Here is a 17,027-nt window from a genome sequence, read left to right on the forward strand (position 1 = left end):
GGATGCGGTCTTCAATATCCAGTGTGGCATCGTCGTGTGATGTCGTTTTGCGAGATCACCGCCTCCGCCTATTCAGTGGTGGAGGCGTTTATCACCGCGATTTGGAATTTCTTTTTGTCGCCGATTTGCATTTGGGAAAAGACGCGACATTCCGCAAGCATGGTTTGCCGGTTCCCAGTGGCGGATGTGCCGCAACGCTGTCCAAGGTCGAATGCCTGATCGAACAGTGTCGTCCTTCGCATCTGTATTTGCTCGGTGACATGTTTCATGCACGATCTTCGGTGTCAGACGAAGTTAACTTGGCGATGGGATCATTTCGCAAGCGTTGTGGCGATCTGTCGATGACGTTGATTCGCGGCAATCACGACGCCTCGTTTTCGAAACTGCCCAAGGCATGGGGCATCGAATCGTCAGCTGAAAACGTGCCGATCGAAAACCTGCGTCTGTGCCATCATCCCGTTGAAATGCGAGATGATGAAGGCTTGGCTTTGGCGGGGCATTTACATCCGTCGTATTCGCTACAAACCGCAACCGAGCGACTGGGGCGACTGCCATGTTTTTGGTATTCCCGTGGATGTTTGGTGTTGCCAGCGATCGGTGAATTTACCGGAACCTACGGAGTACGGCATCAATCGGCGGACGATCGAATCTGGGTTTCGGCTGACGAAGTCATTCTGGAAATCCCTCAGTGATTCGACCTTTGATCGCTATGCGGCCCGATCGTGATGTTTGATCGACAGAATGTTCGCCTGGGCTGACCGTAGCCTTGGTGATGCGCTACAATGAAGTAATTGCAGTTCTTCATAGAAGTGGCGCATCGATGCAAAACGAACCCACCATCATCTTGTCTGGAACGGATCCCGATTTACCGCGCAAATTGCCGTCGGGGCTCGGTCGATATAAAGGTCGACGTCAGGTCGGCCGCGGCGGAAACGGTATTTTGGAAGGCGCTTTCGATCCGGTGACCGGTCGGACGGTGGCGATCAAGATGTTGCCGTTCGATATTCATGCCGTCCCGAACGAACGCCGGCGATTGCTGCGAGAGGCTCGCGTTACGGCGCAGCTTCAGCACCCAAACACGGTGCCTGTGTACGAGATCGGAAATGATTTGGTCCACGGCATTTACTTCACAATGAAGTTGATTTCGGGTGAGAATCTGTTCGAAATTCTTAAGCGGATAGCGACCGGAGATACCCAGACGGAGCAGGCGTATCCGGCGGCCCGAAGGGTGTCCGCCTTGATCGGCGCTTGCCGTGCCCTCGCGTACGCCCATGCCCGCGGCGTGATTCATCGCGATGTCAAACCGGAGAATATTTGGCTCGGAAATTTTGACGAGGTGTATTTGCTGGATTGGGGGACCGCGAAAGTTTGGGGGTCGATGGATGACCAGACGGTGGTCCGCTACGACGCGACCGAGCTGAAGAAGGCGGAGGAAGAACAGCAATTCCAAACCCTCACCGGGGGTGGACAGCGTCCCGGAACCCCACTGTATATGTCTCCCGAACAAATTCAGGGGACACGCAGTATTGATGAACGCAGCGACATCTTTAACGTGGGTGTCTGCATGTATGAATTGTTGGCGATCCGCGAGCCGTTTCGGGGTGCCAATATCGATCAAACGTTCCGGAATATCATTCACGGCGAAGTCCCACCACCGAGTGAACTGGCACCGGACCGGAATATTCCCAAGATCGCTGACGAAGTCGTGATGCGAGCGTTGCAGAAACGACCGGCAGCCCGATTCCAAACAATGCGTGAAATGATCGAAGCAATTCATGATGTCGTTCAGCAGCTCGATCAGGACTGATCCGAATTCATGTGTGGAATCACTGGAGCCGTTTGGCTGGACGATCGAGCCGCCGTCGATCAGTCTCTCTTGTCAAAAATGACCGATGCGATCGCGCATCGTGGGCCTGACGACGACAAACATTGGATTGACCCAAACCAGATCGATGGGCAAGGCCGAAAGTACGGCGTGGCACTTGGCTTTCGTCGACTTTCGATTATCGATGTTGCCGGTGCTGCTCAGCCGATGGCGAACGAAGACGGCGCCGTGCAGTTGGTCTTCAATGGCGAAATCTATAATTACAAAACACTTCGTCGTCGTCTTGAAGGAAGCGGGCACCGCTTCAAAACCGATGGTGACGGTGAGACTATCGTTCACCTTTACGAGGACTTGGGCACCGGTTGCTTTGCCGAACTGAACGGCATGTTTGGGATCGGTCTTTGGGACCGTCGCCGTAGTCGATTGGTCCTCGCTCGTGATCGCATTGGACAGAAACCCGTCTACTATGCGTTTGATGGGCAACGTCTTGTCTTTGGCAGCGAACTGAAATGTTTGGCCGCTGTTGATGGCGTTTGTCAGGAGCTTGATCCCGCCGCCATCGATGAGTTTTTAACTTATCAGTACGTCCCCTATCCTGGAACGATCTGGAAAGGCGTTCGAAAGCTGCCGCCGGGACATTACCTTGTTTTTGAAAAGGGGCAGCTAAGCGTTCATCGCTACTGGGACTTTGATCCGACGGTTGAAAAACCGATCAGTCATCAAGCCGCTGTCGAAACGTTGCGAGAGCTGCTGACCGATTCGGTTCGCTATCGTTTGCAGAGCGATGTGCCGTTGGGATCTTTTCTATCGGGCGGGATCGATTCTTCCTTGATAACCGCGATCGCCGCGTCGCAGCGTGAAGAGCCAATTCGGACATTCAGTATTGGCTTTCCGGTCGCCGATTTTGACGAAACCGCTCATGCTGCCGAAGTTGCCAAGCACCTTGGGACGAATCATCAGCGTTTCGAAGTCAAGCCGAGCGGTGCGCAAGTCATCGAGAAATTGGTTTGGCATTTTGATGAGCCCTTTGGTGACTCATCCGCGGTTCCCACATGGTACTTGTCGGAGTTAACCCGTCGTGAAGTCACGGTGGCGCTATCCGGTGACGGCGGTGATGAGCTGTTCGCCGGCTATGAACGTTATCGTGCATTGTGGTTAAGTGTTCGACTTCGGCGAATGTTCCCCATCCATCGGGTTCCTGGTATCGGATTGATTCAACGTTTGCCCGACAACAACAAGCAGTATTCGCTTGTCCGCCGTGCAAAACGGTTCTTCGAAGCGTTGGATCAAACCGAAGCCCGTCGATATCTCAATTGGCTGCAGATTTTCCCCGAACGGATGCGAGCGGAACTGTACACCGACGACTTCGTTTCGCAGCTTCCTGGTGAAGATCCCTTCGAGTTTTTAGATTCGGTTTGGAAGCGGACCGACGGTCGTGATGTTGTTAGCCGAGCATCGATCTCTGACCTGTTGAGCTACTTGCCGTGCGACTTGTGCACGAAGGTTGATATCGCATCGATGGCTCATTCGCTGGAAGTTCGCCAGCCGATGCTCGATCATCGTGTTGTCGAGTTTGCGGCTTCATTGCCGGTGGATCTGAAGTTCCGTGGTCGGCGTGGGAAGTTACTGTTGGAAGACGCGTTTGGAGACATGATCCCGCGTTCGATTTTTCACCGTCGAAAGATGGGGTTTGGCATTCCGATCGGGCAGTGGTTTCGGGATGAGCTGAAACCGATGGTCCACGACACATTGCTTGGTGCGGATGCAAAGATCGCCCCGTTTTTCCGACGTGAGATGGTGGAGCGGTTGGTTGGTCAGCATGAACGCATGGAGAATAACCACGGTTACCGGCTGTGGAATCTGTTGATTCTGGAACAGTGGTTGCGGCAGTGGGCATAGCCGGCTGACGGGAGTTTGATTCACCGTCGCTAACGCGCCAGCGGCAGGTATAGGCATCCTGAGCCGAAACGCGCTAGCGTCGGTTGAGTGGACTGTGAGTATGTCCGGGAAGTAACCGCACGCTGGCGCGTGGCGGCTGATGATGGTTCGGCCACTACGCCACGCCTGTCGTTTGATCAGCCGCTGGCGCCAGCCCGCGGTTATCAGCATGCGCTCCCGGACACATAGCCGTGCGCTAACGCGCCAGCGGCTGATAGGGGCATCCTGAGCCGAAACGCGTTGGCGTCGGTTGAGTGGGTTGCTAGTACGTCCGGCATATAACCGCACGCTGGCGCGTGGCGGCTGATCATGGTTCGACCATTACGCCTGTTGTTTTATCAGCCGCTGGCGCCAGCCCGCGGTTATCAGCATGTGTTCCCGGACACGTAACCGTACGCTAACGCGCCAGCGGCTGATAGGGGCATCCTGAGCCGAAACGCGTTAGCGTCGGTTGAGTGGGCTGCCAGTACGTCCGGGAAGTAACCGCACGCTGGCGCGTCGCGGCTGATGATGGTTCGGCCACTACGCCTGTTGTTTAATCAGCCGCTGGCGCCAGCCCGCGGTTATCGGTATGCGCACCCGGACACATAACCGCACGCTGGCGCGTTGCGGCTGATGGTGTTTGAGTGTCATCAACCGTCGCTATCGCGATGCGGCTCAGTATGTTTTGTTTCCTGAGCCGTTTTGGCGCTAGCCACGGTTTCGTGAGCCTGTTGGTACTGTGGACACATAACCGCAAACTAACGCGCCAGCGGCTGATCGATCATCGCTATTCATGCACGAACGTGACTTCTTCACTTCGGATCGCAATCGACTCGGGCAAATCACGTGCGTCGATTTGCAATAGCAAGGTGTGTTGGCCGGCGGGAAGTTTGATCAAGTCCTTGGTGGTGCCTTGCTCTTTACCATCGATCCAAACATTTGCTTCGTCAAAATTGTCGATGCTGAACTTTGCAACGGTGTCCGAGCTAACTTCGATTTTCGTTCGCAAATAAATGTTGACCAACGAAATGTGCCGTGGCTGTGCGGTCAGTTGTTGCAAGGTCTCGCGTTCGATCTTTCCACTGACGCGTGATTGCAACGGCTTCCAGCCCTCGATCGCTTTGCCAGCGATGATGTCACCATTTCCTTGCTGCTCGATTCGGTGTGTCCCGGCAAAAACTTCCAGCACACGAGCGACGGTTTGGCGGCTGGCATCAAAATCGCCGGGTTTACCCAAACGCGTCAAAAACTTGATCAAATCCAATTGATCTTGTTGTGGGATCCGATCCAGCAACGCCGCTGGCATCAAGGATTTACCCTGTTTGACTTGAACGATTTCGTCGCGTGGAAGCCGGACGGTTTTGCCGGTGGCATCGCGTAGCACCATCTCATCATCCGTACTGCCTTGTTCAATTCCGGCAAAGACTTGTCCAGAATCATTGAGTACGGTTACCGAGTGAAAGTTCTCTTTGATTTTTGCATTCGGATCAAACAGAGATTCGATGATGTAATCGATCGGCGCTCCGGCTCCGAGGCTGGTCATATCTGGGCCGACCTTGCCACCAACGCCACCGATCGCATGGCACGTTGTGCACTGCAAGCTTTGGCGTCGGTAAACCAATTCGCCGCGGTGTGGATCGCCTTTCAATTCGACTTGTTGGCGAATCTCACGAGCGCGTTCGGGTGACCACGCAGCGGCCGTCATGGTCAAGCCACTTTGCGGCATCAGGGCGTCGATCAGTGGGCCCGTGGATTTGCCGATTTCGTTGGCAGCACGAATACCAGCTCGTGCCGCGACTTGGCTGATTCCATCCGTCGGCATGGAACTGACCAGTAGCTTTTCACCATCCTTAGCGGACAGCATCGAACGCCACAGCCCTATCGCTGCTGTTTCGTCTTCGATACCAGCAAGGGTGCTATAAAACGGCTTGATCGCTCGGTTCGCATCCATGACGGCTAGAGCAGCAATGGATGCGTTGCGGATCGATCCGGAATTCGAATCACCGGCCAAGTTGACCAGTGCATCGGCAGCATTCTTGTTTCCTCCGGATCGAAGTGAATCGATCGCCTTTAGCCGCACCGAATCGGCTTCGCTGTCATCTTCGGCGATCTCGACGAGTTGTGGAACGAGGAAGCCTAAACGCCAAGCACCAATCAGCTCGATTGCCGACGTGCGAACTGCCGGATCATCATTCTTGAGAAGTGATCGAAGGCCACGGCCAGGGGAATCGATCTTGGGCATGATCTTGCGGAACTTTCTTGCATTGGCGACCGCTGTTAATGCACGGACCAACGCAGGATTACTAAAGTCACCTGCCATCGCTTGTTGATAGAGCGACGCGACCTCGTTTTCGCCGCCAGCCTTGGCAATCAGTTCGATCCAAGGTCCCTTTCCATCCTTTGGGATTCCGTTGTTTGCGAGGTAATCGCTTAGGAAGCGACTCGCTTTATCTGCGGGGACACTGGTCAATAGAAATTCCAGTTGCTTCTGCCCGAGGCTTTGGTTGCCGCTGGGGTTGTTCAGGTCTGCAATCAATGCATCCGCGTATTGGTCGACGTTGTTAAACAACGCGTGAGCAATAAAACGGTCGCTGGGTTGCTGTAGCGATTGAAGTGAAAGCTTGATCGCGTCGAGGGTTCCGATCTTGTTCAAGGCACAAATGGCTTCGAGCCGAACACGCGGATCGGAATCAACGACTAATTTTTCTAGCCAAGCGATTGCTTTGGCGGCATCGATCGATGCGGCAGGATTGGCGTAGTCAGCCCAGTCACCGAGGATGCGAGTGGCCGAAGTCCGTGCGTCGCTATCTTCGCTTTGCAACGAGGTTTCGAGCCATTTGGGATTTGGTTTTCCCAACGCTGCAGATAGCAATGCCACATCGATGTGGTCACGCGGTGTCTTCGTTTGCGACCAGATCGATGCCAGCTGTTGCAGCGTCTGTTCGCCTCGTTCGATCAGTACACGTCGTGATTGATCGCGGAGATAACGATCGTTGCCGAACAGGTTCGTGACCAGCACGCTGTCACTTTGTTCTCGCAAGTTTGTCGGTTGCCGAGTCGGCTGATCTTTGACCGCGATTCGCCAGATTCTTCCGTGCCAGCGGTCGCGACGTGGGTCGCGGAAGTCGACTTCACCGTGGTTGATGATGGGGTTCGACCAGTCGGCAACGTACAACGCACCATCCGGGCCTTGCTTGATATCGATCGGACGGAAGGTGCTCGCATTGGTGCGCAGCAAGTCGCTTTGCTGCGTGGTCACGAATCCGGATTCAGACTCCGACAGAGTGAAGCGGGTGACACGATTGGCACGAAAGTCACATGTGACGAAAGAACCCTGCCAGTCGTCGGGAATGCTGTCACCTTGGACAATTTCACCACCGCAGAATTTGGGATAATTTCCGGGGCTAATCAAATCCAAAACTTGGCGGGCACCGGGGGTAGGATTAAATGTTGCCCCGGGAAATACATAGGCGATTCCTTGGAAACCGGCACCATCGGTCATGAACGAGTTGCCGTGTTGATCGAATTGGTGGCCCCAAGGGTTCCATAAACCGTGGAAGAAGATATCCATGCGGCGGTGGCTTGGATCGAACCGAAATCCGCCTCCGGCTTTCAGTCTGGCAACGCCATGGGGTGTTTCCGCATCGGTGCGTGTATACACCGACTGGTTCATGTAAAGCCTTCCGTCCGGACCGAAATTCAGGGTGTGTAAATTGTGGTGAGTGTCCTCGGTACCAAATCCGCTGAGCACACGATCGCGGCGGTCCGCCTTGCCGTCTCCGTCGGTGTCTTCGAGGAACAGCAAGTCAGTGCTTTGAGCGACATAAACTCCATTGCCGGACGGTGCGATACCGGTTGGGATCAGCAACTGGTCAGCGAAGACCGTGGATTTGTCGGCTTTGCCGTCGTTGTTGGAATCTTCCAAGACCAGCACTTTGTCTGGCAGCGACTGCCCGACCTCGATCATCGGGTAGGCTTCGCTGCTAACAACCCATAGCCGACCTTGTGGATCGAAGTTCATGTGGATCGGCTTGTTCAGCATTGGGTTTTCAGCCCAAAGTGAAACTTCCAAGCCATCGCCGACGACGAATTCAGGATGAGGTTGGGGAGTGAACTCGGCGTATTGGGATTCAATTTGGGGATTCGATTCGTTTGAATCGGCTACCTTCAATGCACGCAGTTTTGCGATCTTGGCTTCCTCGGCTTCGATTAACGGATCGAACTGAGGAATCTCGACGGCGTTTTGACCTTGCTCGTGTTTTCGAAAGCCAAAGACATAAGCCATGTTGGCGGGCCGAGAGCGGTGAAACCAAAGTCGGTTCTTTTCCAAGATGACTTTGCGTAACGATTCGACAGGACGACCTTCTTTCCAGTCTTGGTGATCAAAGCCCAGTGATTGAGCAATCGTTGAAGCAGCGGTTTTGTAGCCTTGATTATTGAGGTGAACGGCGTCTTTGCGTTCGTCGGCGTTTGACGCTGTGTCTAGCAAGTTGACGGACTTGCTGTCGTATTTGTCTGCGACGTTAAAGACGACGTCGGCGAATCGATCAATCATTTCGCGTGTGACGGCGGATTCACCCACCGGCGAAATCGGAGTCAGGAAAATCAGTTGGCAGTCGGCGTTCGATTCGCGAAGACGTTTTGCCAGTCGGTCCAACTGAGCCTCGAAATCGGCCGTGGCCTGTTGCAATGTCCGTGTCGATGTTGGGTTCTTTGCCTCGGCCGCATAGTCAAGAGCGTTCGCCATCCCGTAGCCGATGATCGCGACGGTCGGTTTGGTCAGGTCGATTTGCTTTTGAAGTTGTTTCCAACCTTCGTCCGCCGGTTCGTGTCCGGCTTGTAGAAGGCTGAGTCCGAATCGAGAATCGCCAGCGGGGGTGTCGCCGTTCCAGCCAAGGTTTCGGAACGTCACATGGTCCAGTGGATCGGCCGTGGTGAGCATCGTTTCGATCCAGCCGAAGTATTGCTCTTGCTCAATGAGTCCGTCGCCGATCATCACGACACGATCGCCATCCGCAAATTGTGTCGGGGGAACGGTTGTCAGCTGTGAATAGGCCGAGGGGACGGGGAGGCCGGTTAGAAGTGTGGCGGCTAAGATCGCACAAGCCAGCTTGGGGCGTCGTCGTATCATCGATCGTTTTGCAAGGAGGGCGTCGGGACTAGGAGAGGCGTCCTAGTATATCCCAACCCAACCCGCGCCGGTCAGAAGAGCCCGTTTTGGTCGGTCAACCGAGAAGACAATCCGTTAACCGTCGCGAGCGAGATGCGGCTGATAGGGGCATCACATGAGCCGAAACGCGCTAGCGTCGGTTGAGTGGGCTGCTAGTACATCCGGCATATAACGGCACGCTGGCGCGTTGCGGCTGATCATAGTTCGACCACTACGCCTGTCATTTAATCAGCCGCTGGCGCCAGCCCGCGGTTATCGGTATGTGTTTCCGGACACATAACCGTACGCTAACGCGTCGCGGCTGATAGGGGCATCACATGAACCGAAACGCGTTAGCGTCGGTTGATGGGGTGTTAGTACGTCTGGCACGTAACCGCACGCTGGCGCGTGGCGGCTGATGATGGTTCGACCATTACGCCTGTTGTTTAACCAGCCGCTGGCGCCAGCCCGCGGTTAACGGCTTATGCCCGGACACATAACCGTCGCTAACGCGATGCGGCTGATAGGGACATCCTGAGCCGAAACGCGCTAGCGTCGGTTGAGTGGGCTGCTAGTACGTCCGGAAAGTAACCGCACGCTGGCGCGTGGCGGCTGATCATGGTTTGACCATTACGCCTGTTGTCTAATCAGCCGCTGGCGCCAGCCCGCGGTTATCGGCTTATGCCCGGACACATAACCGTCGCTAACGCGATGCGGCTGATAGGGACATCCTGAGCCGAAACGCGTTAGCGTCGGTTGAGTGGGCTGCTAGTACGTCCGGGAAGTAACCGCACGCTGGCGCGTGGAGACTGACATGGTTCGACCACTACGCCTGTTGTCTAATCAGCCGCTGGCGCCAGCCCGCGGTTATAGGCATATGTCCGGACACATAACCGTCGCTAGCGCGATAACGGCTCAGTATGTTTTGTTCCTTGAGCCGTTTTGGCGCTAGCCACGGTTTCGTGAATTCAGATTCACTACGGCTGCAACACTAGCGACAGCCATGAAGCGCCTACAACGTTGCGATCGGGGTGTGACGCGGCAAATCGGATTGACTGCGGATCATCGATGCGACCAGAGCTGTCCAGCCGGTTTGGTGGCTCGCACCCAATCCACGGCCATTGTCCGCGTGGAAGTATTCATAAAACAGAATCAGATCTTTCCAGGCCGGGTCATTCGCATAACGAGTCTCTTCGCCATGCACCGCGCGAACTCCGTCAGCATCGCATTCAAACAATGAAATGCAACGGCTCTCGATTTCACGTGCGACTTCCATCAATGTCATCTGCTGTCCGCTTCCGGTCGGGCATTCGACGGTGAAGGAGTCTCCATAGAAAGCGTGATATCGTTTCAGGGATTGAATGATCAAGTAGTTCATTGGCAACCAGATCGGTCCACGCCAATTGCTGTTGCCGCCGAACATCGCACTGTCGCTTTCCCCAGGCACGTATCGAACTTCGTTTCGTGTCCCGCCAAAGTCAAACACAAACGGTTCCTTTCCATGAGCCGCCGAGAGGCTGCGGATCCCATAAGCCGAAAGGAATTCCGACTCGTCAAGCATCACATTGAGCAGTCGGCGGAAACGGTCTTCGCTGGGGATTGCCAACAGCCGCCGCGTGATCTGGTCCTCAGCGTCGGGACCTTCACCCTCTTGATAAGTCATGTGGGTCGATAGATCCGGACGGCTTGCCAGGAACCATTTCATTCGTCGCTTAAAGCCGGGTAGCTTTCCGATGATTTTCTCTTCCAAGATGACACCGGTCATCAACGGAAGCAGCCCCACGAGCGATCGAACGCGGATCGGAATCGATTTTCCGTCAACGTAAAGGTGGTCGTAGTAGAAGCCTTCTTCCTCGTCCCACAATCCTGAACCATCCATCGTGTTCATCGCTTCGGCGATTGCAACGTAGTGTTCAAAGAACTTGCTGGCCATGTCGCCATAGGCTTCGCTTTCGTCTGCAAGTTCGATCGCGATTCGCAGCATTGTGCCGCAATAGAATGCCATCCAAGCGGTGCCATCGGCCTGTTCAAGGTGACCATTGGGAAGCGGTTTGCTGCGGTCAAAGACTCCGATGTTGTCCAGTCCCAAGAATCCGCCACTGAAGATGTTTCTGCCTCGAGGGTCTTTTCGATTAACCCACCAGGTAAAGTTCAGCAGCAGTTTTTGGAACGCGCGAGCGAGGAAAGACCGGTCGCGTTGCATCGGCGGTCCGCTGGCTTTGTAGACTTGCCAGACACCCCAGGCATGGACGGGAGGATTGACGTCTTCGAGGTGCCATTCGTAAGCCGGGATTTGGCCGCTGGGGTGCATGTACCATTCGCGTAGAAACAGGATCATCTGCTCCTTGGCGAATTTGGGATCCAGGTGTGACATCGGAACCATGTGAAATGCCAAGTCCCATGCCGCGTACCAAGGGTATTCCCATTTGTCGGGCATCGAGATCACATCTCGATTGAACAGGTGTCGCCATTCACTGTTGCGGCCATGCTTTCGGCCGGGCGAAACGGGAACACCGTTCGGGTCACCTTCCAGCCAAGTGTTGACCGCGTAGTGATAGAACTGCTTGGTCCACAACAATCCCGCATAGGCTTGTCGCATCACGCCGTGTCGGCATTCGGGGATCGAATCGGGGATGCGAGTTTTGTAGTACTGGTCACATTCGCTGATGCGATCTTTAAAGCTCTCTTCAAAGTGATCATCGAACGCGTTGTCAAAGAATTTCTCGATGCGCCCGCCGCAGACTTCCGCCGCGATGGGTTCATCGGTTGCGGTCAACCTTAGTCGCAAGGTCCGAGTCTGACCTGCCGGGATCAGGTCCACACCATAGGGTGCACACTTCGTGCCTCGTTGTGCCGGGTTCACGGTACTGGTATCGCCTTCGATGATGTATTCGTGGAAGGCGTCTTTGTAAAAGTCGGATTCCGAAGGCAGCCCGGGATGGCGTTCCGGGTTGGTTTCGTTATCGGTAAAGAGCCATGTCCATGCATCGCTTTTACCGAGGCAGTCGCAGGTGAACCAAAATTCGCCGAGCGTTTCATGGATGACCTGAACGCTATTCCCTTTCAAGTTCATCGACGGTCGGCTGGTGCATCCTTCGTCGGTGCAGTGCCAAGTCCACGTGTTGCGAAAAAACAGTTGTGGGGCGAGGTGAATGACAGCGGGCTGTGGGCCATGGTTGGTGACATTCAGTTTGATCAGTAGATCGTTGGGGCCGGTCTTGGCGTATTCCGCTTGGATGTCAAAGTACCGCGATTCGTCAAAGATCCCTGTGTCGTAGAGTTCGTACTCGGGCTGTTCACGCGAACGGGTCCGGCTTTCGGCGACAAGTTCCTCGTAGGGGTATCTCGCTTGTGGGTACTTGTATAACGCTTTCATGTAGCTGTGCGTCGGTGTGCTATCGAGATAGTAGTAGCACTCTTTGACGTCTTCGCCATGGTTGCCTTCGGGGCCGGTCACACCGAACAGGCGTTCTTTCAGAATGGGGTCGCGTCCATTCCAAATTGCGAAGCAAAAACAGAGTCGACCTTTTCGGTCGGTGATCCCCAGCAAGCCGTCTTCGCCCCAGCGGTAGGCGCGGCTGCGTGCATGGTCATGCGGAAAATAACTCCACGTCGCATCGCCACCTTCGCTGTAGTCTTCGCGGACTGTTCCCCATTGTCGTTCTGACAAGTAGGGCCCCCAACGCTGCCAATGTTTCTGGCGACGTTCGCTTTCGATCAAACGCTGGTCTTCTGCGGTGATTCTCATGGCGACGTATTCTTTGGGTGTCGAAATTCAGTTGAGCTTAGCGATGGATACGAAATAGGCCGAACCGGCGAAGTCGCGCTTTGGCAACGCCGCCATGGTTCGGCCGTTTATCGTTAGTTGGTGATTGTTCCGGGTTTGCCGTTTGGTGGATCAAACGGCAATGGAGGGTGATCTGATCGTCGAGTTAAAGTGGCGATCAAATTGCAACACATCCTTAGGCTTCGTCGAGTAGGTCGACCGCGGCGAAGGATTGTCCTTCCAGCATGGCAAGGCTGGCGCCACCACCGGTGCTGACATGGGATACTTGGTCAGCAAAACCGAGTTGGTCAACTGCGGCAGCACTGTCACCACCACCGATGATGCTGATCCCTTCGCTGTCGGCGGTCGCTTGTGCGACGGCTTTGGTGCCGGCATCAAATGGTGGTTTTTCGAAGACGCCCATTGGGCCGTTCCAGACGATCGTTTTGGCAGACTTCAGAATCTCGGCATACTGCTCGCTAGTTTTGGGGCCGATGTCCATGCCTTCAAAGCCATCTTTGATTTCGCCAGCAGGCACGATCTCTTTGTTGCAGCCAACCGGATCACCAAAGTCATCACCGCAGTGGGTATCGACGGGCAGTACCAGTTTGTCGCCACCCTTTTCGATCAGTTCTTTAGCCAAGTCGACTTTGTCTTTTTCGACCAAGCTGTTGCCGACGGCTCCGCCTTGGGCCAGCGAGAAGGTGTAAGCCATCGCACCACCGATCAAAACCGAATCGCAGATGCCTAGCAGATTGTTGATCACATTGATTTTGTCGCTGACCTTGGCACCGCCGAGGATCGCAACAAAGGGGCGTTGTGGGGTGCCGATCGCGTCGCTGAGGTACTGGATTTCCTTAGCAACCAAATGTCCGACAACGCGTGGCTTGCCTTCCATGGCCAGCGGGACGGCATACATCGATGCGTCTTTGCGGTGGCACGTTCCGAATGCATCGTTGCAGTAGGCGTCGGCCATTGCCGCAAGTTTGCCAGCGAATTCTTCGTCGCCTTTTTTCTCGCCTGGATTGAATCGCACGTTTTCCAGAACCAACACGTCACCGTCGGTCAAGCTGGCGGCCTTGCTGGTGGCATCATCGCCAACCGTATCGGTGGCGAAGGCGACGTCTTTGCCCAGGAGTTCGCCAAGGCGTTTGGCGGTCGGGGCGAGCGAGTACTTTTCGGCATCGGAAGGGTCGCCGCTCGGGCGTCCGAGATGGCTCATCAAAATAAGCTTTCCGCCGCGATCGATCACGCTTTTGATGCTGGGCAAAGCCATCCGGATTCGACGGTCGTCGGTGATGTTCTGTGAATCATCCAAGGGGACATTGAAGTCAACCCGCATCAGGACGGTCTTTCCTGCGACATCGATTTGGTCAATCGTTTTCTTTGCCATCTTTCATTCAAGTTGGAGGTATTACTCGGTTTAGCGGCCTTTTGATCGAATCAAACCGGCATGTCTGCTGGCGAAAAATTCGGTCCACACACTCGGGAATCTGTCGACGCATCATGCCGTGGGCAGGTTTGGTCAACGTGGAGCCTGGACGCTCAAAGGCCGTCTGGCGACGCGATGAATTATTCAGCACCCCATCGAAGGTGTCGAGGGTGCGAAACTTGAGCATTTTTGCAGGGATGACAAAAGTTCCTGCATTTGGCCAAAGTTGCGGTTGTAGCCCCCATTTGCTGACTCTTCTTCGCCGGAACTCCTCCCCCAGACGAAAACGCTCAACTCTGACGACCTCTCTGACCGAACGTTACCTTGGGATAATGGGCAGTCGCTGATGGGGCCACGCAAATTCGTGGTCACATTCATCGCGGACATCGCCGAGTCTCCGGCAAGGCGTTTGCAAGGACGTTTTCGGGACTCGGGGCCGGCTTCCCCTCCAAGCTCTAGGGAAATTGGTGGCAACAAAGACCGGGCCTAACGAAGCGAATGCTAGCGCATGTCGATGCCTGAATCATTTGATTCGCAGGTGTTGGGTGCATGTAGTTGCGTTCATTGCGTTTTGTGGGGCTCATGGTGCCGCAGTGAAGGCCGAGAATCCGCGGCTTCGAAGCCCCGCCGGTCGCTACGGCGATGATTCGGACGATGGCGAAGAGCGTTCTGGCGGATTGTTCGGATTTCGCAATCTGATTGGCAGCAATAGCGACGATGAGGATGCCGCCAAGGGCGACGAGCTGCTTCGTGCATTGCCGATGCAACGGTTGACCGCTCAAGCCAGAGAGCGGATCGCATCGGTCACAGAGAACCCAACGATCAAGCGTCGTCTGCCCTCGCAAGCGATTCGTTGTGATGAAGACCTGTTTCTATTTTTGACTCGTCAACCCGAGGCCATTATCGGTCTGTGGGATTTGATGGGGATTACAAATGTTCAAGCCGAGCGTGTCGGTCCCTATCAACTGAAGGCCGACGATGGTGCTGGCACTACGTGCCACATCGACCTGATCTACGGCGATCAAAACTTGCACGTCTACTATGCCGAAGGCGAATATGACGGCAAGTTCACTCAAAAGCCGATCACGGGCAAAGGGCTATTTGTTTTTCGCAGTACCTACGCGGTTGCCGCTGACGGTGGTACGACCGTGATGGGAACGTTGGACTGCTATGTGAAATTCGAAAGTCTGGGGGCCGATTTGATTGCCCGTTCGCTACGTGGTTTGATCGGAAAGTCCGCCGACCATAACTTCGTCGAGACGGCAAGTTTCATCAGTCAAGTTTCGGGTGCTTGCCAAGCGAATCCGGAAGGCATGCTTGATATGGTGCAAAGGATTCCACAAGTCGATCAAAGCGTTCGTGACAAGTTTGCTTCCGTGGTGAAGGAAACCTATCGGCGGCACGTCATATCACAGACAAAAACCGCCACACGTGAATCGGCCACGGACGCGAACCGTCGCTAGCGCGATCACGGTTCAGTTGGTTTGATTCCTCGAGCCGCAACGGCGTTAGCCGCGGTTGCGAGCTGGACTGTTAACCGTCGCTAACGCGATGCGGCTGATGGGGGGCAATTTTCATCAGCCGCTACGCGCGAGCGTGCGGTTAGGTGTGCAGGAACGATTCGCGGCAGGAACCGCGGGCTGGCGCCCAGCGACTGATGGGAGGACGGCATGTGATCGCGGTTTTATCAGCCGTGGGCGCAACGGTGTTAGCCGCGGTTGCGTGGATTCGTTTTTGAAGCTCACCCCCGTCAACCGTCGCTAGCGCGATCACGGCTCAGTTTGGTTTGTTTCTTGAGCCGCACCGGCGTTAGCCGCGGTTGAGTGCTGGACTGTTAACCGTCGCTAACGCGATGCGGCTGATGGGGGCAATTTTCATCAGCCGCTACGCGCTAGCGTGCGGTTAGGTGTGCAGGAACGGTTGGCGGCAGGAACCGCGGGCAAACGCCCAGCGGCTGACGGTGTGGCGGCTGATGGTGTGTTGCACGCGGCCTCGACGAGTACCCCTGATGAAATCGAGCATCGCGGATAAACTGTTTGACTCGTCCCCGTCTACATTGCCATTCCGCAAGGCGATCAAATGGATGATTCAATCATCAACAAGAAACTATTCAAATTTCTGCGCGATCTCCAAAAAAACAACGATCGTGATTGGTTTGCCGAAAACAAACATCGCTATGAAAAAGACGTTCGCGATCCGGCGGTTGAGCTGATCGCAAAGCTGGAACGACCATTGGCTAAAACGGCTCCGATGTTGCTAGTGCAACCGAAAGCTCACAACGGTTCGTTGCTGCGGATTTATCGAGACACCCGATTCAGCAAAGACAAGCTTCCCTACAAAACGAATGTCGGCATATCGTTTCGGCATCAGGCGGGAAAGGACATTCACGCGCCAGGCGTCTATATCCACTTCGATCCTGAGGAGTGTTTTGTCGCCGCCGGATGTTGGCACCCCGCGGGCCCCGCGCTGGCGTCGATCCGTGCTGCAATCGATGAAGATCCCAAAGCCTGGAAACGCGCACGCGACCAAAAGGCCTTCGCGGAACACTACACGCTCGTCGGGGAAAGTCTCAAGACGGCACCCCGAGACTACCCTAAAGATCATCCGATGATCGAAGATCTACGCCGGAAAGATTTCATCGCCATCGCTCCGCTTTCAGAATCTGAAATCACAGGTGGCGATCTTGTGCCGCTTATCATCGAACGTGTCAAGCAAGTCAGGCCTTTGATGCGGTTTCTGTGTGATGCCATCGGTGTGCCATACTGACCACCCGTCTTCACGAGTGCCTTGTAAGGGTGGCTAGACCACCGACAAATTATTTTTGCCGCGTTAGGTCACTCTCCAATCGTCAGCCAGCATGTAAAATCCTCGTGCTTTTGACGGTTTCGTACGACGAGCCGTTTCACCGCCCGCTTTCCTAGTTGCCAAAAGCTGA

8 protein-coding genes are annotated in these 17,027 nt (G+C 54.9%); 5 read left to right on the top strand and 3 right to left on the bottom strand.

What is annotated here, in order from left to right:
* Nucleotides 1-2 precede the first annotated feature (2 nt).
* From pdeM to asnB, 3 genes are all read left to right on the top strand, one after another.
* Nucleotides 3-692 (top strand): ligase-associated DNA damage response endonuclease PdeM, encoded by a 690-nt coding sequence (pdeM, locus tag LOC67_RS01985; protein WP_230260812.1) that lies wholly within the window; start codon nt 3-5, stop codon nt 690-692.
* Between the two features lie 128 nt (nt 693-820).
* Nucleotides 821-1,807, top strand: coding sequence for a serine/threonine protein kinase (locus LOC67_RS01990; RefSeq protein ID WP_230260813.1), 987 nt, complete (start codon nt 821-823; stop codon nt 1,805-1,807).
* A 9-nt stretch (nt 1,808-1,816) separates the two neighbouring features.
* Nucleotides 1,817-3,724 carry an asparagine synthase (glutamine-hydrolyzing) gene (gene asnB / locus LOC67_RS01995; RefSeq protein ID WP_230260814.1) on the top strand — a complete coding sequence of 636 codons (1,908 nt, stop codon included), beginning with the start codon at nt 1,817-1,819 and terminating at the stop codon, nt 3,722-3,724.
* A gap of 808 nt (nt 3,725-4,532) precedes the next feature.
* Here asnB and LOC67_RS02000 read toward each other — a convergent pair.
* The 3 genes from LOC67_RS02000 to LOC67_RS02010 form a co-directional block, all read right to left on the bottom strand.
* On the bottom strand, nt 4,533-8,876 hold the full coding sequence (locus LOC67_RS02000) for a PVC-type heme-binding CxxCH protein (RefSeq protein WP_230260815.1): 4,344 nt from the start codon (nt 8,874-8,876) through the stop codon (nt 4,533-4,535).
* 1,030 nt (nt 8,877-9,906) lie between these two features.
* Nucleotides 9,907-12,642: an MGH1-like glycoside hydrolase domain-containing protein gene (locus tag LOC67_RS02005; RefSeq protein WP_230260816.1), complete on the bottom strand. Its 2,736-nt coding sequence runs from the start codon at nt 12,640-12,642 to the stop codon at nt 9,907-9,909.
* 214 nt (nt 12,643-12,856) lie between these two features.
* Nucleotides 12,857-14,053, bottom strand: a complete 1,197-nt coding sequence (locus tag LOC67_RS02010; RefSeq protein ID WP_230260817.1) for a phosphoglycerate kinase — start codon at nt 14,051-14,053, stop codon at nt 12,857-12,859.
* A 584-nt stretch (nt 14,054-14,637) separates the two neighbouring features.
* On the opposite strand from LOC67_RS02010, the gene LOC67_RS02015 reads away from it, so the two are divergent.
* Together LOC67_RS02015 and LOC67_RS02020 are read left to right on the top strand one after the other, a co-directional pair.
* The gene (locus LOC67_RS02015) at nt 14,638-15,555 is read left to right on the top strand and encodes a hypothetical protein (protein WP_230260819.1); all 918 of its coding nucleotides are present in this window, start codon (nt 14,638-14,640) and stop codon (nt 15,553-15,555) included.
* A gap of 616 nt (nt 15,556-16,171) precedes the next feature.
* The gene (locus LOC67_RS02020) at nt 16,172-16,858 is read left to right on the top strand and encodes a DUF2461 domain-containing protein (RefSeq protein ID WP_230260821.1); all 687 of its coding nucleotides are present in this window, start codon (nt 16,172-16,174) and stop codon (nt 16,856-16,858) included.
* The last annotated feature ends 169 nt before the right edge of the window (nt 16,859-17,027 follow it).

This window comes from Stieleria sp. JC731, from assembly GCF_020966635.1.
Lineage (GTDB): Bacteria > Planctomycetota > Planctomycetia > Pirellulales > Pirellulaceae > Stieleria.

Excerpts from the sequence above, each read along its gene's own strand:
- pdeM (WP_230260812.1), top strand. The coding sequence starts at position 3 with ATGCGGTCTTCAATATCCAGTGTGGCATCGTCGTGTGATGTCGTTTTG.
- LOC67_RS01990 (WP_230260813.1), top strand. The coding sequence starts at position 821 with ATGCAAAACGAACCCACCATCATCTTGTCTGGAACGGATCCCGATTTA.
- asnB (WP_230260814.1), top strand. The coding sequence starts at position 1,817 with ATGTGTGGAATCACTGGAGCCGTTTGGCTGGACGATCGAGCCGCCGTC.
- LOC67_RS02000 (WP_230260815.1), bottom strand. The coding sequence starts at position 8,876 with ATGATACGACGACGCCCCAAGCTGGCTTGTGCGATCTTAGCCGCCACA.
- LOC67_RS02005 (WP_230260816.1), bottom strand. The coding sequence starts at position 12,642 with ATGAGAATCACCGCAGAAGACCAGCGTTTGATCGAAAGCGAACGTCGC.
- LOC67_RS02010 (WP_230260817.1), bottom strand. The coding sequence starts at position 14,053 with ATGGCAAAGAAAACGATTGACCAAATCGATGTCGCAGGAAAGACCGTC.
- LOC67_RS02020 (WP_230260821.1), top strand. The coding sequence starts at position 16,172 with ATGGATGATTCAATCATCAACAAGAAACTATTCAAATTTCTGCGCGAT.